16 protein-coding genes are annotated in these 21,690 nt (G+C 56.0%); 5 read left to right on the top strand and 11 right to left on the bottom strand.

From position 1 onward, the window contains the following. The first annotated feature begins 475 nt into the window (after positions 1–475). The 5 genes from HMPREF1556_RS08540 (at position 476) to hemW (ending at position 6,704) form a co-directional block, all read left to right on the top strand. Positions 476–1,933 (top strand): patatin-like phospholipase family protein, encoded by a 1,458-nt coding sequence (locus HMPREF1556_RS08540; RefSeq protein ID WP_232299053.1) that lies wholly within the window; start codon positions 476–478, stop codon positions 1,931–1,933. 156 nt (positions 1,934–2,089) lie between these two features. Continuing rightward, entirely contained in the window at positions 2,090–3,106 is a 1,017-nt protein-coding gene (locus HMPREF1556_RS08535) for an aspartate-semialdehyde dehydrogenase (protein ID WP_021668047.1), read from the top strand. A gap of 27 nt (positions 3,107–3,133) precedes the next feature. After that, the gene (panC, locus tag HMPREF1556_RS08530; protein ID WP_021668046.1) at positions 3,134–3,976 is read left to right on the top strand and encodes a pantoate--beta-alanine ligase; all 843 of its coding nucleotides are present in this window, start codon (positions 3,134–3,136) and stop codon (positions 3,974–3,976) included. Positions 3,977–3,979: 3 nt separating this feature from the next. Further along, positions 3,980–5,575 carry a family 10 glycosylhydrolase gene (locus HMPREF1556_RS08525; protein ID WP_021668045.1) on the top strand — a complete coding sequence of 532 codons (1,596 nt, stop codon included), beginning with the start codon at positions 3,980–3,982 and terminating at the stop codon, positions 5,573–5,575. 1 nt (position 5,576) lies between these two features. Next, positions 5,577–6,704, top strand: coding sequence for a radical SAM family heme chaperone HemW (gene hemW, locus HMPREF1556_RS08520; protein WP_021668044.1), 1,128 nt, complete (start codon positions 5,577–5,579; stop codon positions 6,702–6,704). Positions 6,705–6,861: 157 nt separating this feature from the next. On the opposite strand, the gene HMPREF1556_RS08515 is transcribed toward hemW, so the two are convergent. From HMPREF1556_RS08515 to pheT, 11 genes are all read right to left on the bottom strand, one after another. Next, positions 6,862–7,980 (bottom strand): MFS transporter, encoded by a 1,119-nt coding sequence (locus tag HMPREF1556_RS08515; protein WP_157047528.1) that lies wholly within the window; start codon positions 7,978–7,980, stop codon positions 6,862–6,864. 809 nt (positions 7,981–8,789) lie between these two features. Next, the gene (locus tag HMPREF1556_RS08510; RefSeq protein WP_021668040.1) at positions 8,790–9,419 is read right to left on the bottom strand and encodes a fumarylacetoacetate hydrolase family protein; all 630 of its coding nucleotides are present in this window, start codon (positions 9,417–9,419) and stop codon (positions 8,790–8,792) included. Positions 9,420–9,440: 21 nt separating this feature from the next. Then, positions 9,441–10,112, bottom strand: a complete 672-nt coding sequence (locus HMPREF1556_RS08505; protein WP_021668039.1) for a redox-sensing transcriptional repressor Rex — start codon at positions 10,110–10,112, stop codon at positions 9,441–9,443. A 214-nt stretch (positions 10,113–10,326) separates the two neighbouring features. Next, on the bottom strand, positions 10,327–11,763 hold the full coding sequence (rmuC, locus tag HMPREF1556_RS08500) for a DNA recombination protein RmuC (RefSeq protein WP_021668038.1): 1,437 nt from the start codon (positions 11,761–11,763) through the stop codon (positions 10,327–10,329). A gap of 126 nt (positions 11,764–11,889) precedes the next feature. Beyond that, a complete protein-coding gene (gene nrdG / locus HMPREF1556_RS08495; protein WP_021668037.1) occupies positions 11,890–12,405 on the bottom strand; it encodes an anaerobic ribonucleoside-triphosphate reductase activating protein in 516 nt (171 codons plus the stop codon). A 119-nt stretch (positions 12,406–12,524) separates the two neighbouring features. Further along, positions 12,525–14,927 (bottom strand): anaerobic ribonucleoside triphosphate reductase, encoded by a 2,403-nt coding sequence (locus HMPREF1556_RS08490; protein ID WP_044125420.1) that lies wholly within the window; start codon positions 14,925–14,927, stop codon positions 12,525–12,527. A 491-nt stretch (positions 14,928–15,418) separates the two neighbouring features. Then, a complete protein-coding gene (gene rfbB / locus HMPREF1556_RS08485; RefSeq protein WP_021668034.1) occupies positions 15,419–16,492 on the bottom strand; it encodes a dTDP-glucose 4,6-dehydratase in 1,074 nt (357 codons plus the stop codon). A 23-nt stretch (positions 16,493–16,515) separates the two neighbouring features. Next, a complete protein-coding gene (gene rfbC / locus HMPREF1556_RS08480; RefSeq protein WP_021668033.1) occupies positions 16,516–17,085 on the bottom strand; it encodes a dTDP-4-dehydrorhamnose 3,5-epimerase in 570 nt (189 codons plus the stop codon). A gap of 32 nt (positions 17,086–17,117) precedes the next feature. Next, positions 17,118–17,996, bottom strand: coding sequence for a glucose-1-phosphate thymidylyltransferase RfbA (gene rfbA / locus HMPREF1556_RS08475; protein ID WP_021668032.1), 879 nt, complete (start codon positions 17,994–17,996; stop codon positions 17,118–17,120). A 250-nt stretch (positions 17,997–18,246) separates the two neighbouring features. Further along, positions 18,247–18,975, bottom strand: a complete 729-nt coding sequence (locus tag HMPREF1556_RS08470; RefSeq protein WP_021668031.1) for a YebC/PmpR family DNA-binding transcriptional regulator — start codon at positions 18,973–18,975, stop codon at positions 18,247–18,249. Between the two features lie 34 nt (positions 18,976–19,009). Further along, complete coding sequence (pheT, locus tag HMPREF1556_RS08465) at positions 19,010–21,478, bottom strand: phenylalanine--tRNA ligase subunit beta (RefSeq protein ID WP_021668030.1); 2,469 nt, start codon at positions 21,476–21,478, stop codon at positions 19,010–19,012. Positions 21,479–21,690: the final 212 nt, after the last annotated feature.

The raw sequence follows: 21,690 nt of genomic DNA, 5'->3' as shown, positions 1-21,690 counted from the left end.
ACACAGAGCATGCGAGCGTGTTTCATAATAAGCATGTGTGAGAGCAAAGTGATACTCAAAGGTAGTAGTTTTCGTGACAATCCAACCAGCAAAAAAACGAAGTCGTATAGCCCGCTTGTGGAGCGCCTTTCAGAGGGGGCAAAAAGGGATCTACGGTGGTCGTCGAAAAAACCTACTGTAGGTCGTCTCACCGACCCACGGTAGGTCGCTCTGGCGACCTACCGTGGATCCCTTTTTGGGGTCTCCAGAGGGGACTGAGAAGTGGCCTCCTGATTGCGCCCCGAGACGAGCCAGGCGCTCTCCTCCCGAGGGAAGGGAAGTATGGGTAGAGACCCTACTTAGCGAGCATTTTTGTAGCTTTGTCCTAGAGCCCTGAGGGGCTCAGCGCACCCGACACCCAACGCACCTGATCGCCTATGCCCTGTCTACGCCTCGCCCGCACTGAGGAGACCTGCTCCCTGTGGTTCACCCGACGGTGATCCCCCTCCTCGGCCTACGCCTACCCATCCTCCCTCACACCACACCCATCCTACCCATGAGCTACCTCGGCAAGAAGATCGGCTTAGCCCTATCTGGCGGTGGCTACCGAGCAGCCACCTATCACATAGGCACCCTACGTGCCCTCCATCGTCTCGGCATCCTCGATCACGTGGACATCCTCTCCTCCGTCTCGGGAGGCTCGATCACAGCGGCCTACTACGCCCTGCACCGAGCGGACTATGAGCGCTTCGAGGCGGGACTGATCGCCCGCCTACGTCGGGGCGTCCTCTGGAGCTCCTTCGTCTACGCAGGTACGGCAGGCCTTGTCCTGCTCCTCCTCTCCTTCGCCCTCGGCTATCTTGCTGGAGTCTTGATCCATGCCCTCCTCCCTCAGTACCCTACCCTCTCGGGCTTCGGCGCTACCCTCTTCGGGATCATCTCGCTCTTTGCCCTCCTCATCCTCTTCCTGAAGCATTCCTTCATCACCCTACCGACGAGCAAGCTGATCACCCGCCTATATAATAAGGTGTTCTTCGGAGGCAAGACGCTGGGAGATCTCCCCGAGAGCCCTGTCGTCTGTATCAATTCGACCAACCTAGCCACCCAACTCCCCTTCACCTTCTCCAAGGGCTTCATGGGCGAATATGTCTACCGCATCGGGGGGAAGTCGATCTTCCATGCCGATAGCTTCCCCATCGCACGAGCCGTCATGGCCTCCTCGTGCGTACCCTACGGCTTCACCCCGATCACCATCCAGCGCAAGTACCTCAGAGCGTCCTACGCCGACTGCCCCACCCAGCCCGAGCCACCCAAGCTCATCGACGGCGGTGCCTATGACAATCAGGGCACGCACAAGCTCACCCACGACAAGAGTCGCTTCCGTACCGGCTATGTCATCGTCAGCGATGCGGGGAACGGGGTCGTCACCGCCAGCACGACGACGAACATCTTCAACCTAGCCATCAACACCATCTTCCTCGTCGTCGAGCGGGTGAAGAGGATGCAGCGCTCAGACAATCTCTATGAGACCTACATCGGCAAGGAGCACTTCGCCTACATCCCGCTCGAATGGGACTGTTGCCCCCGACTCCTCGAGGGCTTCGTCACTAACCTGAAGGATGACAATATCCACCCCGACGTATGGCGCTCCCACGGCATCACCGAGGAGGAGATCGCTAGCCTGAAGGAGGCCAAGGGGAAGAAGGATACGGAGATCTACCAGCTCCTGCTGAAGAAGCTACAGGAGTCGATCGGCTGGGCTGAGCTCCAGCGACGCTTCCCCTCGGAGCGGCAGGAGCGTATCGCCCGAAGTGTAGGTACCAGCCTCACCGGCGTATCCCTTGAGGAGATCCATGCGCTCATCGCCCACTCCGACGCCCTGACAGAGACCCAGATACGCCTCTACATGCCGATGCTCCTCGGCCTGTCACCTCAGGCTCCCCTCCCCGCCTAAGCCACAGCTCAGGCTACGGGCTGGAGTCCAGTGTTTCTTCGTACCTTTGTGCCTGACAAAGGGCAAGGCTTCCCCTAGTGAAAAGCCTTGCCCCATAGGGCTCCTTCCTCCCAGAGGGGGCCACTCATCTCACTTAGATAAACCGAACTTCAGCCAATGAACGTAGCTATAGTCGGTGTCAGCGGAGCAGTAGGACAGGAGTTCCTCCGTGTCCTGAGCGAACGCTCCCTCAAAATAGACCGATTAGAACTCTTTGCCTCTGAGCGTAGCGCTGGGAAGCAGATCACCTTCCGTGGGAAGGAATATACCATCCGCCAGCTCCAGCACGGCGATGACTTCCGAGATATAGACGTCGCCTTCGTCTCGGCAGGCGGGAGCGTCTCCCTCGAGTACGCAGAGACCATCACCAAGCACGGCGCCGTGATGATCGACAATTCCAGTGCCTTCCGTATGCACAGCGATGTACCGCTGGTCGTACCCGAGGTCAACGCCGCCGATGCCCTGGTCCGTCCCCGGGGGATCATCGCTAACCCCAACTGCACGACCATCCAGATGGTCGTGGCGCTCAACGTCATCCATCAGCTCTCCCCCATCCAGCGGGCACACGTAGCTACCTACCAAGCCGCTAGCGGAGCCGGTGCTCGTGGTATGGCCGAGCTCGACGAGCAGATCCGTGCTATCGGTCGGGGAGAAGAGCCAGAGGTCAAGAAGTTCGCCTATCAGCTTGCCTACAACCTCATCCCTCAGATCGACGTCTTCGCCGACGATGACTATACCAAGGAGGAGCTGAAGATGTACCACGAGACCCGCAAGATCATGCACAGCGACCTACAGGTCAGCGCTACCTGCGTCCGTGTGCCCGTGACCCGTGCGCACTCCGAAGCCATCTGGGTAGAGACTACCGAGCCCCTGGAACTCGACGCCGTGCGGGAGGCCTTCCGCAAGGCCCCTGGGATCGTCCTGCAGGATGACCCAGAGGATCAGGTATACCCTATGCCCCTCTTCATCGCCGAGAAGGATCCTGTCTACGTAGGACGACTGCGCCGAGATCTCAGTTCGCCCAAGGGCATCACCTTCTGGTGTGTATCCGATCAGATCAAGAAGGGCGCTGCCCTCAATGCCGTACAAATCGCTGAATATCTCGTAGCTCAGGGCTCACTGAGCAAGAAATAACCCCAACCCAAGACCTAACCCCATCCAATGAATATCTATAAGAGCATCGAAGACCTCCAGGCCTTCGTAGAGGCGGAGCGTGCCAAGGGGCTTCGCATCGCCTTCGTCCCCACTATGGGCGCCCTACATGCTGGACACCTGAGCCTCGTACGTCGAGCCCTGAGTGAGTGCGACCGCTGCATCGTCAGCGTCTTCGTCAATCCCACGCAGTTCAATGATCCTCGTGACCTAGAGACTTATCCCCGCACCCTCGAGGCTGATAGCACGCTCCTGGCTTCGGTCGGTGCTTCGGCACTCTTCGCTCCTGAGGTCAGCACCATCTATCCCGAGGAGGATACCCGTACCTTCGATGTCGGTGCCGTAGCAGAGGTGATGGAGGGGCGCTACCGCCCTGGGCACTTCAACGGCGTCATGCAGGTCGTCTCCCGACTCTTCGACATCGTCCGCCCCGACTGCGCCTACTTCGGCGAGAAGGACTTCCAGCAGATCGCCGTCATCCGTGCTATGGTCCGCCTCATCGGTAGCCCTGTGGAAATCATCGCTTGCCCCATCGTCCGTGAAGCCGATGGACTAGCCCTCAGCAGTCGCAATGTCCGTCTCTCTGCCGAAGAGCGCCGTGAAGCTCCCCAGATCTACCGCATACTCTCCGAGAGCCGCTCTTGGGCTAAGGAGATGAGCCCCCAGCAGGTCATCGAGCGTGTGACAGAGCAGATCAATGCCGTGCCCCACCTGCGTGTCGAGTACTTCGAGATCGTAGATACCGATAGCCTTCAGCCCATCGCATCCTGGAGCGATAGCCCTGCCCCTCATGGCTGCATCACCGTCTTCTGCGGTGAGGTGCGCCTGATCGACAATATCGCCTATCACTAAGGGATGACCACGACGAAGCTATTCGCCCTCCTCTGTGGTGCACTGCTCCTGAGCCTCGCTAGCTGCGGTACTAAGAAGCCCCACACCCCAGAGCCCACTCCTCCATCCCAAGTACCTATCGTCATCACTCCTCCCACAGAAGAGCCCCGCTGGGTACGCCCTGCTGGCGACTCGATCCGTGAGGAGATGCGTGCCGTTTGGCTCACGACAGTCTATGGCCTTGACTGGCCCCGCGACCAAGCAGATACCCCTGATGGCGTGCGCCGACAGAAGGAGTCGCTCCTTCGTATCCTCGACCGCCTCAAGTCGGATGGCTACAATACCGTCTTCCTCCAGCTACGGCACAGCGGGACGGTCATCTACCCCTCCGACTACGAGCCTCTCTCCACACGCTTCGCTGGCGAAGGCTTCTTCGGAGATTACGATCCTGTGCAGTTCGCCATCAAGGCCTGCCATGAGCGTGGGCTAAGCCTACACGCTTGGCTCGTGACCTACCCACTCTCCTCATCGAAGCGAGCTCCCCACCCTATTCTCCGAGATCACCCGTCCTGGGCTATTGCTCACAAGGGCTCTTATCACCTCGACCCCGGGCATCCCGAGGTACGCACCTACATCGCCCATCTCGTGGCGGACCTTGTGCGTAGATACCCCGTGGATGGGATCCACTTCGACTACTTCCGCTATCCTGAGGGAGCGGAGCGCTTCGCTGATGGCGCCAGCTACCAGCGCTACGGAGAGAGCTACTCCGACCGCAGTGCTTGGCGCCGATCCAACCTCACTCGCCAGCTTCGTGAAGTGCGGGATTCACTCCAGGCAGTAGGCTCTGATGCCCTCGTCAGTGTCGCACCTCTGGGGAAACTCAAGAAGATCTCCGACCTCGGACGCTCCCACGGCTGGACGGCCTACGAATCCGTGCACCAAGATCCCGAGACCTGGGGGAAGGAAGGGCTTGTCGACTTCGTCGTACCGATGATGTACTATAGGGATGATCTCTATAGCCCCTTCCTCCGAGAGTGGAAGGACTATGTCGCTCGCTACATCCCCGTCGTAGCGGGCCTAGCGCCCTATCGTGTCGAAGAGACAGGATGGCCCGAGAGCGTCATCGAAGAGCAGATAGCAGAGGAGCGTGAAGTAGGACTGTCGGGCGTATGCTTCTTCCGTGAGGCACATACGGGGACGAGCTTCCCAGCTACCCGAAGAGTCATCCGTGATGCCTTCAGAAGGCAGGCACTACCTTTGGCCTTCGCCCGAGGGTTGAAGTCAAAGCCAGCTACCCCACGAGCCCTTACGATCACCCCAATTGATCCGAGGGAATTCCTCCTCTCGTGGTCACTCCCCGAGGGCGCATCAAAGCAAGGGATCACCTACCGCCTCTGGGCCACGACGACCGATAGCGAAGGACGCCGCCAGGCCACCATCCTCGCCGAGCGTCTCTCTGCTACTCAGTGCAAGCTTCACCTAGAGGACTTCGAGGGAGCAGAGGTAGTAGAGTTCGGTATCGAAGCAGTCAATCGCTTCGGAGTCTCTACACCTTGCCTCGAAGGTCTATCACGTCGCATCTCCGAGCTCAAGATGGAGCTCCGAGCTATGAGGCGATAACATGAACCTCTACTTACACATCCCCTTCTGCGCTAGCCGTTGCTCCTACTGTGACTTCTACACACAGGTGGGTGGACGCTGGCGAAGGGACTTCCTCACTGCCCTACTAGGGGAGCTCCGACTACGTCGGGACGAGCTCCCTGAGGGGGAACACATTGAACATATCTACTTGGGTGGTGGGACACCTTCGCTACTCACCATAGAGGAGCTTCGGCTGATCTTCTCGCTCATCTCGGAGCTCTACGCCTCCTCGTACGAAGGAGAGATCACGATCGAATGTAATCCCGATGACGTGACAGAAGCTTATGCCGAGGGCTTAGCTTCGCTCCCGATCAACCGAGTGAGTATGGGTGTGCAGAGCTTTGACGCCGATGACCTCACCTTCCTCAATCGACGCCATTCGGCTCAGCAAGTTCACTCGGCCATCCGTGCCCTTCGTCAGTGCGGCATCACCAATCTCAGCCTCGATCTGATCTATGGACTCCCGAGGCAGACAGAGGCTAAGTGGCGGGCAAATATCAAGGAATTCCTATCCCTCGGTGTACCTCATCTCTCCGCCTATCACTTGATCTATGAGGAAGGGACTGCCTTGACTCGCCTCGTCGAGCGTGGTAAGGTCAAGCCCGTGGATGAGGAAGCGAGCCTCCTCTTCTTCCAGATCTTGATCGACGAACTACGGGCAGCGGGCTACGAACATTACGAGATCTCCAACTTCGCCCTACCTGGACTTCATGCCCGACACAATACCGGCTACTGGCAGGGAGTCCCGTATCTAGGCTTTGGCCCTTCGGCACACAGCTTCGATGGTCGCCGTACTCGCTCCTACAATGTCCCGTCCCTGAAGACCTACACTACGGAGCTACTCTCAGGGCGCAGGCCGTACGAAGAGGAGCATCTCTCCGATGAGGAGCTCCAGCATGAGTATGTGATGACCCGCCTTCGCACGCAGTGGGGCATCTCGCTGGAGGAATATCAGGAGCTCTTTGGAGGAAAGGCACCCGAAGCGCTCCTTCACGACGCTCGCCCGCATCTCGAAGCTGGGAAGCTGACTGACCAGTCGGGCGTCCTTCGTCTCACGCCCTCGGGTGTCTTCATCTCTGATGGGATCATCGCCGATCTCTTTGTCTAAGGCCCGACGTATCCTATCCTTCTCCCCCATTATTCGACAGCTTCGCCTCGTCCTCTGCGACGGGGCGAAGCTGTATAAAGCATTCGGCACACACCATTATCTGCTAGTGATGTGTGCCGAAGGTACCTGTACCCTACTGCAGGGGAAGGGGAAGGAGCTACTTCGCTAGCTTAGCCGTGAGGAAGAGCAGGTAGATCACCCCGCCGAGCATCACACATACAGCTCCGGCTTGTCCGATCCAGTCACTGGCATAGCCCATCAAGAGGGGGAAGACCGTACCACCGAAGATCCCCATGATCATGAGACCACTGACCTCATTCTTATGTTCGGGTGCTTGACCTAGGGCATGAGCAAAGATGATGGAGAAGATATTGCTATTCCCCAGTCCCACTAAGGCAATGGCTACATACAGGAGTATCTGATGGTGCGACATCGATAGGACTACCATCGCTGCGAGCATCATCAGGACACTTATCCCGAAGACGACTCGGCTGGATACCATCCTCAGCAGGATAGATCCCGTGAAACACCCCGCCGTACGGAAGATAAAGTAGAGCATCGTAGCGAATGCAGCATCGTCGAGTGTCATACCCAGGCGCTCCATCAAGACCTTAGGCCCGACGGTATTGGTACCCACATCGATCCCGACGTGGCACATGATCCCGAGGAAGCAGAAGAGGATGGCGGGCTTGGATAATAGACGTAGACAGTCGCCTAAGCTGACCGACTCACTGCGACTCTCATGAGTGAGCTTGGTGGCATTGAGCGCTAGGACGCTGAGCACACCGATAGCGGTGTAGATCGGGAAGAGGATTCGCCAGCCGAGTCCTAGTTCGGGGATCGCCTGTGTAGCGCCCCACGAAGCGATAAGTGGCGCTAGGAAGGAGGCAATAGCCTTGACAAACTGCCCGAAGGTCAGGCTACTGGCGAGCTTATCGGCTGAGATCAGGTCGCTCAGTAGCGGATTGAGCGAAGTCTGCATGATGGCATTCCCGATCCCAAGTAAGGAGAAGCTCAGGAGCATCACCCAGTAGCTCTCCCCGAGTAACGGCATCAGCAGGGAAAGCACTGTCACAACAAGACTCAGAAGTACCGTCTTCTTGCGCCCGATCTTATTCATCAACATGCTCGTTGGCACTGAGAATAAGAGGAACCAGAAGAAGACGAGGGAGGGGAATAGATTGGCTTGAGTGTCTGTCAAGCTAAGGTCCTTCTGGACATAATTAGAGGCAATGCCCACTAAGTCCACAAATCCCATCGCAAAGAAGCTCAGCATCACCGCTGACAAGGTGAAGAAGCTGGTCGTTCGCTGTGTCATACGTGTCGAGATCTAATTGGTGATGGAGCAAAGATAGCCAAAGGAAGGAGATGTCCAGCCCAAAGGAACTCCAGCGCTAACGGTATGGCGCCGTGAAGAATGCAGGCTGTCTACCTCAAGAAGAAAGTACGTTCGGGAAAGGGATAAAAGACATTCCACAGAGGAATAAAGGACGTCCTACGAAGGAACAAAAGGCATTCCACAAGAAAAGAGAAGACATTTCACAGCAAATGATTATGATCTCTTTGACTATTCAAACCTTTGATTCTTTCAAATCAAACGTTCGAATTGGATAAATCGAACGATTGAATCAGAGATATGAAACGTTCGAATATCTTAATTCGATCGATATTTCTTCTAAGATATATCGATTGACTTTGAGCATTCAATCGTATTATCTTCGAGAATAATACGTATTAAATTGGCTACTAATACCTATTAAACCGAAGACTAATACGTACTAATCTCCTACTTAATTTGCATGATCCTTCTGCTTGATTCGCTAAAAAACGGAGATGGTAAAGGAAGTTTTTCGCTCCACCCTATAGTCTTCATTCACGATATAACGTGAGCTCCTTCGCCCTCCCTATTAAGTGCGGGCGAAGAGTCAATAGAGTACGGGGGAACGGTCAATACCTTCGCCCAAGCACCGCAATACGCTGGCAGGGGAAGCGCAGTGAGGAGGGGGAGAAACGACGATGCCGAGGGAAAGGATTCCCTCGGCATCGTGCGGTGGATAGAAGTCAGTGGGAGCGACCTTAGCTCGCTTACTTGATCGGGAGATGTAGCACTTTATGCTCGCCGATGAAGCCTTCGAGCGTCTGCCCAATAGCAATCGGCCCGACGCCTGCAGGCGTGCCCGTGAAGATCAGGTCGCCCATGCGAAGCGTCTGAAAGCGACTTACCTCGGCGATCAGCCGATCGAAGCCGTGGATCATCTCGGAGCTGTCGGCCGCTTGTACCACCCGTCCATCGACCTTCAGTGAGAAGGGGATCGGACGCTCTGGGTAACCGAGCTCCGTCTTGTCCAGCCACTGGCCGACGACTGCGGAGCCATCGAAGACCTTTGCCGAAAGCCAAGGCTTCCCTTCGGCCATAGCTCGGCGCTGGATATCCCGTGCGGTGAAGTCGATCCCCACGGTCACTCGCTGGTAATAGCGGTGTGCGAAGCGCTCGGCGATCCGCTTCCCCACCCGACAGATCTGTAGGACGAGCTCCGCTTCGTATTCGATCGAGGAACCCATATCAGGAAGGAAGAAGGGGGTGTGTGGCTTGAGCAGAGCATCGCCCTTGTGGAAGAAGAGCGGAGCTTCCGCTTCTGCCTGTTCGGGCAAGCCGATAGCCGGAGCTTCCGTGCAATGCGAGCGGTAGTTGAAGCCAACGCCAAGGATCTTCATGTGCGGGTAAAGTCGGCAGCTTTAAGCCTCTCGGTCGCCTCGGAGAGCGGACTTCAGGCGGGTGAACATAAGGGCAAGATGGGCGTACATCGAGGTATTCTGCACGACGACTGGCTCTGGAGTCTGGATGCGCACTGGTGTAAAGTTCCACAGCGCACGGATACCGGCCCGCACCAGACGGTCTGTCATGTGCTGAGCTTGCAGGATAGGCACGGTGAGGATGGCTATCTGCACACCCTCAGCTTCGATACGTGTGGCCAGCTCATTGATGTGATAGACGGGCACGCCAGCCACTTCTGTGCCGACGATCTCCTCTGCTACGTCGAAGCCTGCCGTGATCTCCAGCCCGAACTGACGAAGTCCTTTGTCCGCCAGAAGCCCCGATCCGAGGCTACCCACGCCGATGAGGAAGGCTCGATGACGCTGTGTGAAGCCTAGGAATTCCTCTAAGTAGCTGATCAATGCTTCGGTCTCGTAGCCGACACGTGTGCGACCCTGGAGCTCGACATATGATAAATCCTTAGCCACCAGCGCTGCATCTACGCCGACACCAGAGGCGATGCGGGGCGAAGACACATACTTATGCCCCTCGGTCTGTAGGAGCTTGACGAAGGAGAGATACCACGGGAGTCGACGAAGTGTAGGCTCAGGGATGAGGCCAGCACGCTTCTTATCGTCCTTAGATTTAGCCATCGTAGTCGTGTATATAAATAGTCGTTTAAGCTTTTATCTCACAAAATTAGCGATTTCAGAGGGAAGGTCTGCGCTGTAAGCACTGTGATGCACCTCCGTCCTAGCCGAAGGAAGAGCCCGCATGAGCGGGAGCGACCAGGCGCAATGGAGCGCCCCACACCTAGATCTTCAGGTGATGGGGCGCTCCATTGCGCCTGGTTCGTCGAGGTCTGGCTTAGTCTTCGTCCTCGGGTGTATCGTCCGAAGGCTGGAGAGCAGTCGGTAGCGCCTTCTTCGTCTTGGCTCCAAGCGTCTTCAGCTTATCAAAGCGACCTAAGACATTACCACGGCCATCTCGGAGCTGGCCTTTAGCTTCGGCGAAAGCTGACTGTGCATCGGAGAGTTTGCTTTCGATCTTGAGGAAGGTTTCGGTGAAGGTGGCGAACTTATCATAGAGCTTCCCCGCCTCGTCTACGATCTGCATGACGTTGCGCTGCTGGCTATCTCGCTGCCACATATCCTGTGCCATCCGGAGTGCTGCGATGAGATTCGTCCCGTTGATCAGGACGACATTCTTGCGATAGGCCTCTTCCCAGAGCGTTGGTTCTTCTGTCAGGGCGAGCGTATAGGCTGGTTCGTTGGGGATGAATAGCATGACGAAGTTCGCTGAGCCGAGAGCGTACTCCTCATATTTCTTACCTGAGAGCTCCTGGATATGTTTCTTGAGGCTCGTGATGTGGTCACGAAGGGCGACCGTACGGTCAGCGTCGGTCTCCGCTGCGACATATCGGGTGTAGGCCGTCAGGCTGACCTTGCTGTCGATGACCACAGCGCCACGGTTGGGGTAGCGTACGATGACATCGGGTCTCAGCCCCCCACGGTTCTCTTCGGTCGTGATGACGGAGCCCGTCTCATCACGTAGCGTCTCCTGCACGAAGTAATGCTCGCCACGGATCAGGCCACTCTGGTCGAGGATACGCTCTAAGATCAGTTCGCCCCAGTCGCCCTGCACCTTGCTATCTCCACGAAGTGCACGCGTGAGGCTCGTAGTCTCATCGCTGATCTCCTGACTGCGGAGGATGAGCTTCTCGATAGAATCCTTGAGACTGAAGCGCTCTCGAGACTCGTCTGTATAAGCTTTCTCCACCTGCTCACCGAAGCGCTTCAGGTCTTCTCTCAGAGGTGAGAGCGTCTCCTTAGCACGTTTGTCAAGGTCCTCCGTACGCTCCCGCATGATATCACTAGCTACCGAACGGAAGCTATCCCGTAGCTCCTCGACGAGGTGCGACTTCTCCGCCTGGAGTTTCTCTAGTTCGGCCACGAGGCTAGCCCGCTGGGTCTCGGTGGATGATAGGCGAAGGGCGGTGTCGGTAGCCGTCTGCTGGAGCTCGGAGTACGATGAGCGCAGGCGGTCAAGTTCGTCTGTCACCCCCCGAAGTTCTGACCCCATCGAGGCCAGACTGATCGCACGCTCCTGCCCTTCAAGCCGAGCTTGCTCCAGCTGACTTCTGGTATCCTCGAGCGATCGCTGGGCTAGGAGCAGGCGCTCTTCGGCCTGTCTCCTTTGCTCTTCCGCTTGGACAGAGGCCGAGGATAAGGCTTTGTAGCGCTTCGTCTCAAGTACGTAGAGGAGAAGTAGAAGGAAGCAGAGCGCTCCTAACACGTAAATCATAGGTCGATCAATCGCAGTAAGTGGATGAATAAGCTGTAATCGGGCTAGCAAATGTAATGAGAAGCGCACGGACCAGCAAGCTATCCGCCCCGAGACACACTATAGTGGAGGATGGCAGGGCAAGCCTTAGCCGAAGGAATCACTATCGAGGATCGTCAGGGCTTCAGCCCCCAGAGGCTGCGTGTGGTCGATCTGGATGAGGCGCTGATTGCTACTTCCTCGGAAATAGAGTCGTGGGTCGAAGAGCGCTTGCACGAAAGGCCCGTCGACGAGGACGTCGATGTAGTCGAGCGCAGGCCGATGCTCCTCGGAGCGTAGCAGGTATTCGATGGTGAAGCCGGTATAGCACCAGATGTTCTTCATGGTCTCTGAGCGTAGGCGACTCAAGAGAGAGGCGAGGCCTTTAGGGTCATAGAAGGGGTCACCACCAGAGACTGTGATCCCATCCAGCAGGGGATTGGTCCGGATCTCTTCTATGATCTCCGAGAGGACTGCCTCTGTCAGCGGGATTCCTCCATCGCCAGACCAACTCCCTGGATTGTGACAGCCCGGGCAGGCATGCCGACAGCCAGCTAGATAGATCGAGTAGCGAAGGCCGGGACCATCACTGATACTCTCCCGATAGACGTTGAGCAGACGCACCGCTTTAAGGTTAGGATGAGAGGGATATTAGGTAGACACTAAAGACCCGAGCTCTGGCGACGGGCTCGTCACCAGAGCTCGGGATCTTCGCTTATGGGTAGTGGGGGGAGTGATCGGTGCTAATGGTGCTTCACACGGTCACGCTCTTCGGCCTGCTTGGCGGAATTCCAGCTCTCGAGACTCCCGGTGAGGTAGCCCGTGATACGGCGAAGACGAGCGATGCGATCACTCTTGCAGACGGGGCACTTGTCGTAGATGATGCCCCGATAGCCACAGCACTGGCAGGTATCTACAGGATGATTGATCGATCCGTAGCCTATTCCCTCGTCCTTCATCGTCTTGACGAGCTTGAGAATAACTGATACGTTCTTCTTCGCTTCGCCATCTAGCTCGATGTAACTGATATGTCCACCGAGCGTTATCGCGTGGAAGGGCGCCTCACGACGGATCTTTTCGAACATCCCTATTTCTTCTTTGACGTCGACGTGGAAGGAATTGACGTAGTAGTCTAGTTCATTCACGCCCTTGATCACCCCATAGCGCTTGCGGTCCATGCGGGTGAAGCGCCCTGAGAGACCTTCGGCGGGAGTGGCGAGTACGGAGTAATTGAGCTTGTACTTCTCCTTGTACTCCTGGACGACTTCGTTCATCACCTGGATAGCTTCGTAGAGCGTGTCCCAAGCTTCTTGGTTACGGCCGTGGCCTTCTCCATAGATGGCGACCATGGCATTGTGTCCGCCGAGGAAGCCTATACCGAGCGTACCACTATTGAATACGTCTCCTACCTCCTCCTGTGGCGATAGCTTTGCCCCGCCCTTCCAGACATCGTTGCCCATCATGAAGGGGAACTGGCGAGCTAGTGCCGACCGCTGGTAGAGGTAGCGCTGATAGAGTTGCTCCGCAATGAACCGTGCGACCTCCCTCACCGAACGAAGGAAGAACTCCTTAGCTCTCTGTTGGCGCTCCTGAGCTGTCCCTTCAGGCAGGTCTCGCCCAGCCTCGATCGTGGCTTCGATCGCAAGACGAGGCAGGTTCATCGTCGTGAAGGAGAGGTTGCCTCTACCGACAGAAGTCTTGGGCCCGTTCAGGTTCTCGAAGACGCGCGTACGGCATCCCATCGTAGCGATCTCATTGAGGTAGCGCTTGGGATCATCGGCACGCCAGAGCTCATGCTTATTGAACGGAGTGTCGAGGAAGAGGAAGTTGGGGAAGAGTGCATGCGAAGTCGTACAGCATGCAGCCAGAAGGAGGTCGAAGTTGGGCGCAGTGAAGGTGTACTTACCCTTCAGCGCACCAGCGAAGTCCGATTGAGCCAGCTCGTAGTCAGCCTCTGTGTAATTCACGCCTTCCTTCACCTTGAAGATCTGTATCGGGAAGATAGGTACTTCGCCCTGACCCAAACCCTCGATCGTAGCCGAGAGGAGCTCACGGATCACCATACGTCCCTCCTCGGAGGTATCGGTACCGTAGTTGACGGAACTAAAGACGACCTGATTCCCTCCACGTGAATGCATCGTGTTCAGGTTGTGAATGAAGCCCTCCATAGCCTGATGCGTGTCCCGCTCTGTCCTGCGATAAGCTTCCTCAAGAGCTAAGCGCACGACCCGATCAGGTAGTTCCTTGTGGATCGATCTCAGCTGATCGGCGAGTGTCTGGATCGCTTCCTCGGAGGCCGACAGCTTGGGATTGAGCGCTCGTATATCGTCAGTGAAGGCCTGACGCTGCTGTGTATCGAAGGACTCTTCTCGTAGCAGAGCCAGCGCATACAGCAGACGATCGGAGAGATGGCGGATGAAGGACTTGCGCACACCTGGAGCCATGAAGAAGTCAAAGGCAGGGATGGCCTGACCTCCATGCTGTTCGTTCTGATTGGTCTGGAAGACGATGGTCGCAAGTGTAGCATAGCTCTGGATGCTCTGCGGTGTGCGGATGCTCCCGTTCTTCGTATGGAAGCCCCGCTCAAATAGATCCTCGAGGTCGTACTGCACGCAGGTAGCCGTCTTGGTAGGGTAATAGTCGAGGTCGTGAATGTGGATATCTCCGGCCGCATGTGCACGTGCATACTGAGGAGCTAGCAGGTACTTCATCGCATAGTCCTTAGTCACTTCGGAGGCGAACGTCATCATCTGACCCGAGGGAGTATAGGCACTCATATTGGCATTCCCCAGGTTGATGTCGTTCTTCTCTATCGTGACGATGCCGTCCATCGTCTGCTTGAGGGTGGTTCGTTTCTCACGCTCGACGGTGCGCCATTCACGATAGATGATGTACTTCTTAGCCACCTGAGGATCGAGGATCATGAGTTCGGCCTCGACGAGATCTTGTATCTCTTCGACAGCTACTTGCCCCGAGCGCTGACCTAGATCGATCTGGATCTTGGCTTCTATCTTCAGTGCGTTCTCTTCTTCATCTTGTAGTCCTGCAGCTCGGTAAGCTTTGAGGATCGCCCCACGGATCTTTTCTCCATCGTAAGGCTGTTCACTCCCGTCTCGCTTCAGGATATAGATCACCTCTTTTCCCATAATTCTTACTTCGTGACTTGCGTTAATAGTAGTTTTGGTATTCCCCATTGCCCCCCATACATAGGTAGAAAAGGAGGGTCTTCGGTAGGGAACTAGAACAAATGTATAGGTTTTATCCATAGGGTTACCCACCCACGGAAGAAAAAGTTATCCACAACCTCAAGAGCCCTTTTGTTATCAGCTTTTGAGCGTTTTCACAATTCGGGGCGTAGCTCTCCGAAGATGAGGAAGGAGCAAAAAAGTGATCGGAGAGGCATCCCCTTGATCAGGTATTCGAGCTCCTCTGTAATCGAAGGAGCAACTTCAGCACACCCCTTAGGCGAAGTCATCGCCACGGAGCGGGAAACTACCATTCCCCACCCTCCTGAATATAAGAAAGGCTGACCTTCATCATCTGAAGATCAACCTTTTAGTCGCCGTAATGGGCTTAGGTGTTACGTGTAATCGGGCGAAGGATTACCTAAGACTTCACCAAGAGTAGAGGTAGGAGATTAGCGTCCTTGGTACATCTGCTCGTAGTACGTCTCGTAGGCGCCCGAGGTGATGCTATCAAGCCAGTCCTGATTCTCAAGATACCAGCGCACCGTCAGTTCGACACCTTCCTCGAACTGTAGGCTTGGCTCCCAGCCCAGCTCCTTATGGAGCTTCGTGGAGTCAATAGCATAGCGGAGGTCATGACCCGCTCGGTCGGTCACGTATGTGATGAGTGGGAGCGAATGTCCTTCGGGATTACCGAGGAGTCTATCCACAGTGGCGATCAAGACCTTGATGAGGTCGATATTCTTCCACTCGTTGAAGCCCCCGATGTTATAGGTCTCTGCCGTGCGCCCTTCGTGAAAGATCAGGTCGATGGCCCGTGCATGATCGACGACGTAGAGCCAATCTCGGACATTCTCTCCCTTACCGTAGACGGGGAGGGGCTTGCCATGACGGATATTATTTATGAAGAGCGGGATCAGCTTCTCGGGGAACTGATAGGGGCCGTAGTTATTGGAGCAGTTCGTCACCAGCGTAGGCATCCCGTAGGTATCGTGATAGGCACGGACGAAGTGGTCGCTGGAGGCCTTGCTCGCAGAATAAGGGCTGTGCGGATCGTACTTACACGTCTCGGTGAAGAGCGCTCCATCGAAGTCGAGTGTCCCATAGACTTCATCGGTAGAGATATGATAGAAGCGCTTACCTTCATACTTCTCGGGGCGAGCTTCCCAGACTTCACGGGCTGCCTGTAGTAGTGAAAGCGTGCCGAGTACATTGGTCTTGGCGAAGGTGAATGGGTCACGGATACTGCGGTCTACATGACTCTCGGCAGCGAGATGAATGATGCCGTCGACCTCATATTCCCTGAGCACCTCACGGATACGCTCATAGTCGCAGATATCTTCACGTACGAAGAGGTAGTTCGGAGCTTGCTCGATGTCCTTGAGATTGGCTAGATTGCCTGCGTAGGTCAGCTTGTCCAGATTGATAATGCGGTAGTCGGGATACTTATTCACCATCAGACGGACAACGTGTGAGCCGATGAATCCAGCTCCGCCCGTGATCAGCAGGGTGCGCTTATATTGCATAGAGAGATAGGATTGCTTAGTTACTAGTAGAGTGAGTCCTTGATGTCGAAGAGGAGCTTAGCCTCTGAGAGGCGTGGATGGTACTTATCCTTCTCCGAGAGGATCACGTGATCGGCGGGGATACGCCAATCGATCGCCAGCTCGGGATCGTCCCATGCGATAGCACCCTCGCTGTCGGGAGCGTAGTAATTATCGCACTTATACTGGAAGATCACTTCTGGCGAGAGCACGCTGAAGCCGTGTGCAAAGCCTCGGGGAATGAAGAGCTGGCGGTGATTACGTTCACTCAGCTCCACGGCTACGTGCTGTCCGAAGGTCTTTGACCCACGGCGGAGGTCGACAGCTACGTCGAGGACGGAGCCACGGACGACACGTACCAGCTTGCTCTGGGCGTAGGGCGGGAGCTGATAGTGTAAGCCACGGACGACGCCGTAGCGAGAGAAGCTTTCGTTGTCTTGGACAAAGTCCGTGGAACAGACCTGCTCTCGGAAGGAAGCTGCACTGAACGACTCGAAGAAGTAGCCACGATCGTCCCCGAAGATACGAGGCTCTAGGATCAGGACTCCTTCGATAGCGGTGGGGATTACATTCATGATCTCGCTGTATCCATCAAGAGAATGGGGCTCTAGCGGTTCGTAGGAAGGAGCGAGAGTAAGTACTGCCCGTACTGGTTCTTGCTCAGTGTTTCGCCGATCTCTCTGAGATGCTCCTCGTCGATCCAGCCTTGATGGTAGCCGATCTCTTCTAAGCAAGCGATCTTGAGACCCTGACGCTTCTCCAGCGTCTCTACGAAGGTCGAAGCCTCATAAAGGGAATCATGCGTGCCCGTATCGAGCCAAGCGAAGCCTCGTCCTAGGGTCTGCACCTTCAGATTGCCTTGCCGGAGGAAGGCTTCATTGACCGAAGTGATCTCGAGTTCTCCACGAGCAGAGGGCTTCACGCCCTTAGCTACCTGGACGACTTCATTGGGATAGAAGTAAAGTCCTACGACAGCGTAGTTGCTCTTCGGGTGCTTGGGCTTCTCTTCTATTGAGAGGCAGTTCCCCGCTTCATCAAACTCCGCCACGCCGTAGCGCTCAGGATCATTGACTCTGTAGCCGAAGATCGTCGCCCATCCCTGATCAGCGTCTCGCACTGCCTGGACAAGCATCTGGCTAAAGGACATACCGTAGAAGATATTATCCCCAAGGACCAGACAGACGGAGTCGTCACCGATGAACTCTTCTCCTATGAGGAAGGCCTGCGCTAGCCCATCGGGCGAAGGTTGTTCTGCATAGCTGAAGGAGACTCCGTAATCACTTCCATCCCCGAGTAGCCGACGGAAGCCTGGGAGATCTTGGGGAGTGGAGATGATCAATATCTCACGGATCCCAGCGAGCATCAGTACCGAGGCTGGGTAATAGATCATCGGCTTGTCGTAGATAGGGAGTAGCTGCTTGCTCACTCCCTTGGTGATGGGATAGAGACGTGTACCTGTACCGCCTGCTAGTATGATTCCTTTCATATTCACTGCATTGTTAGCTCCTCGAGGAGATCGACCACGGAAGGGGAAGATCAGCTGAGAGCTAGCCCCTCGCTTCCTCTTCGCTCCTACGAAGATAGGATATTCCGCCCAGCACTCCTACCGAGAAGAAGGGCGGGAGTCTACGAGGACGAACTACCGAGACACTGAGAAGCAACTAGTCCCTCGTCGTAGCCACCTTCGAGAGGAGCTACGACGGGGGACTAGCTAATGGTCTAGACGGAGTGGAAGGTTATTCTTCGCCCTCCTCTTCCTGCATATTGGTGAAGACATTCTGCACGTCTTCATCTTCCTCGAGCTTATCGATGAGCTTGGCGAGTGTCTCACGTTGCTCTGCTGTGACAGGCTTGGTATCGTTCGGTAGACGTACGAATTCGGCCGAAGTGATCTCATAGCCCGCCTCTTCGAGGTAGGACTGGATCTGAGCATTAGCAGAGAAGGCGCCGTAGAGGATGATCTCATTCTCGTCTTCCTCCAGCTCATCTACTCCGTAGTCGATGAGCTCCAGCTCCAGCTCTTCGAGATCCATGCCTTCCTTCTTCACGATATGGAAGATGCACTTGTGATCGAAGAGGAATTCGAGGCTACCCGATGTACCGAGACTGCCACCGAACTTATTGAAGTAGCTACGGACATTAGCCACGGTACGAGTCGTATTGTCCGTAGCGGTCTCTACGAAGATAGCGATGCCGAAGGGGCCATAGCCTTCGTAGTTCATTTCCTTGTAGTCAGAGAAGTCCTTAGAGCTAGCCTTCTTGATAGCACGCTCGACGTTCTCCTTAGGCATGTTCTCCTTCTTAGCTGTCTGCATGAGCACACGCAGGCGTGGGTTAGTCTCGGGCTCTGGGCCACCAGCCTTGACAGCGATCGTGATTTCCTTACCTAGCTTAGTGAAGACACGGGCCATATTCCCCCAGCGCTTCATCTTACGAGCTTTACGATATTCAAATGCTCTTCCCATAAATAACTTATCGTGATGGTTGTTCGTTGGTCTCTTATCTTAGTTCTGCTCCGAAGGTATCTTCGAGGCTCTTGCGGATCTTCGCCATGATCGCATCGATCTGCTTGTCGCTCATCGTGCGCTCCGTATCCTGAAGGTAGAAGGAGAGGGCATAGCTCTTCTTACCTGCGGGGAGGTTCTTCCCCTCATAGACATCGAAGAGGGTGCAGTCCTTCAGTAGCTTCTTCTCCGTACGGCGAGCTACCTCTGCCAGCTCGGCGAAGGTCGTCTCAGCATTGATCAGTAGCGAGAGATCTCGGCGTACGACGGGGAACTTCGGTAGCTCAGTGATCTCGACCTTCGTACGGTCGGCCAGACGATTCAGTAGCTCCCAGTTGACGGAGGCATAGTACACAGGTAGGTCGATGTCCCACTTAGCAAGCAGGGCGGGCTTCACCTGCCCAAGGACAGCGATCTCCTTGCCGTCGAAGGTGCGGTAAGCATAGCCCTTCCCTGAGAAGATATCCAGCTCTACGAATTCGGCCTTCAGGCTACGCTCCCCTACTCCTAGTCGCTCTAGGAGGTGTAGAATGTGGGCCTTGAGCTCGAAGGGAGAAGCAGGCTCGTCAGGGTGAACCCAGCTATTCTGTACTCGCTCACCAGCGATCCAGAGACCAAGGTACTGCGTCTCCCGGTAGCCGGCAAGTGTCGTAGCGGTGGACTTCTCTACCTCGGGGGCAGCCATGTAGCAGTTCCCCCACTCGTAGTAGTAGAAGCTCTTCTGTTGGCGACGCAGATTACGGCTGATCGCAGAGAGCCCACCGAAGAGGAGCGTCTGGCGAAGGACATTGAGTTCGCCACTGAGGGGATTGACCAGCTGTACGAGCTTCTCCTGTGGGTAGGAGGTCAGCCCCTCGTAGTAAGCCTCCGAAGAGAGCGAATTATTCAAGAGCTCATTGAAGCCAGCTCCCGTGAGTTGCTCAGAGAGGAGTAGGCGACGGCTGTAGGCTCGGTCGACGGGCCCCTTAGCGCTGAGGTTGGCATGGATGTAGCCACTGAGCTCGATATTATTGTATCCATAGATACGCATGACCTCCTCGATGACGTCGGCCTCACGGGTCACGTCGATACGATAGCGGGGCACACGTAGGCTCCAGAGGTCTCCGCTCTGAGAGACGATCTCGATCTCTAGGCTGCGGAGGATGCGCTCTACCTCATCTCGGGGGATGACCTTACCGATGAGGCTATCCATACGGCTGAGGCTAAGCTCTACGGCGTAGGGCTCTGCCTGGACGGGATAGTGGTCGAAGCGTCCGCCATCGATATAGCTCCCTGGGCAAAGCTCCAGTATGAGGGAGGCAGCACGAAGGAGCGCCCAAGTCGTACGATTGGGATCAAGGCCTCGCTCGAAGCGGAAGGAGGAGTCGCTATTGACACCTAGGCGACGGGCGGTCTTACGCACCGAGGTAGCGTTGAAGTTCGCGGCCTCGAGGAAGATATCCGTCGTCGTCTCCGTCGTACCCGAATCTAGGCCACCCATCACGCCACCGACACAGAGCGGCTCGCCCGTCTTCGAGGCGATGACGAGGTCACGATCAGAGAGGGTCACTTCGCTCTTGTCCAGGAGGGTCATCTTGCACTCACCGGCGAGCTTCACCGAGAGAGCGCCAGCGGTCTTCTCCAGATCATAGGCATGCAGGGGCTGACCGAACTCATGGAGGACGAAGTTCGTCACGTCGACGACATTATTGATCGGACGCAGGCCGAGCGTCTCCAGAGTATGTCGTAGCCAGTCGGGGCTCTCTGTGACCTTCAGGCCACGGATCACGAGCCCTTCGAAGCGAGGACACAGGGTAGGATCGACTTCGATGGACACGGGGAGGGGACAAGCTCCCTCGGGAGAAGCGATGACCTCGGGGAGGGTAGCCACCGTGGGCTTCCCTCGCTGGGTCAGATAAGCAGCTAGGTCACGAGCGACGCCGTAGTGCGAAGTAGCATCGACACGATTGGGTGTGATGTCCACCTCGATCACCGTGTCGGAGCTCACGCCGAAGTACTCGGCAGCGGGCGTACCTACCTGGACACTATCGGCATCCAGCAGGATGATACCACTATCGTCATACCCTACGCCGATCTCCACCTCACTGCAGAGCATGCCGAAGCTCTCTACGCCACGGATCTTGCTCTTCTTGATGGTGAAGGTCTCATCGCCCGAGCCTAGGACGGTGCCTAGAGTCGCTACGACGACGGCTTTGCCTGCAGCTACGTTGGGAGCGCCACAGACGATCTGTAGGGGGGCTTCGCCTCCTATATCTACCGTGGTGACGTGGAGGTGGTCAGAGTTGGCATGTACCTCGCAGGTCAAGACCCGACCGATGACCAGCCCCTTGAGCCCTCCAGGTATAGATTCGACTTCTTCTACTCCTCCTACCTCTAGACCTATAGAGGTGAGTGCCGTAGCGACTTCGTCTGGAGTCAGATCAGTGGCTACATAGCGTCGCAGTAGATCGTAGGATATGTTCATATTGGTTCGCTTATCGAATAGCTAGTATCCGTCAATAACGTTAATTTAGGATACAAATGTACGAAAAGCCTAGTAGAAACGAGGTGACGGAGCTTCCGCCCCTAGGGCGAAGGCATACTCCATCACGAGGGATAAGCCCCAGGGGGAATACCCGCTTGGGATAAGGGGAAGAGGCACCCCCAAAAAACGACCTACCGTAGGTCGTCAAAAAA

The sequence above is a fragment of the Porphyromonas sp. oral taxon 278 str. W7784 genome, from assembly GCF_000467855.2.
Lineage (GTDB): Bacteria > Bacteroidota > Bacteroidia > Bacteroidales > Porphyromonadaceae > Porphyromonas.
The sequence above is the reverse complement of the archived record's forward strand: the minus strand, read 5'-3'. Positions and strand labels throughout refer to the sequence as shown.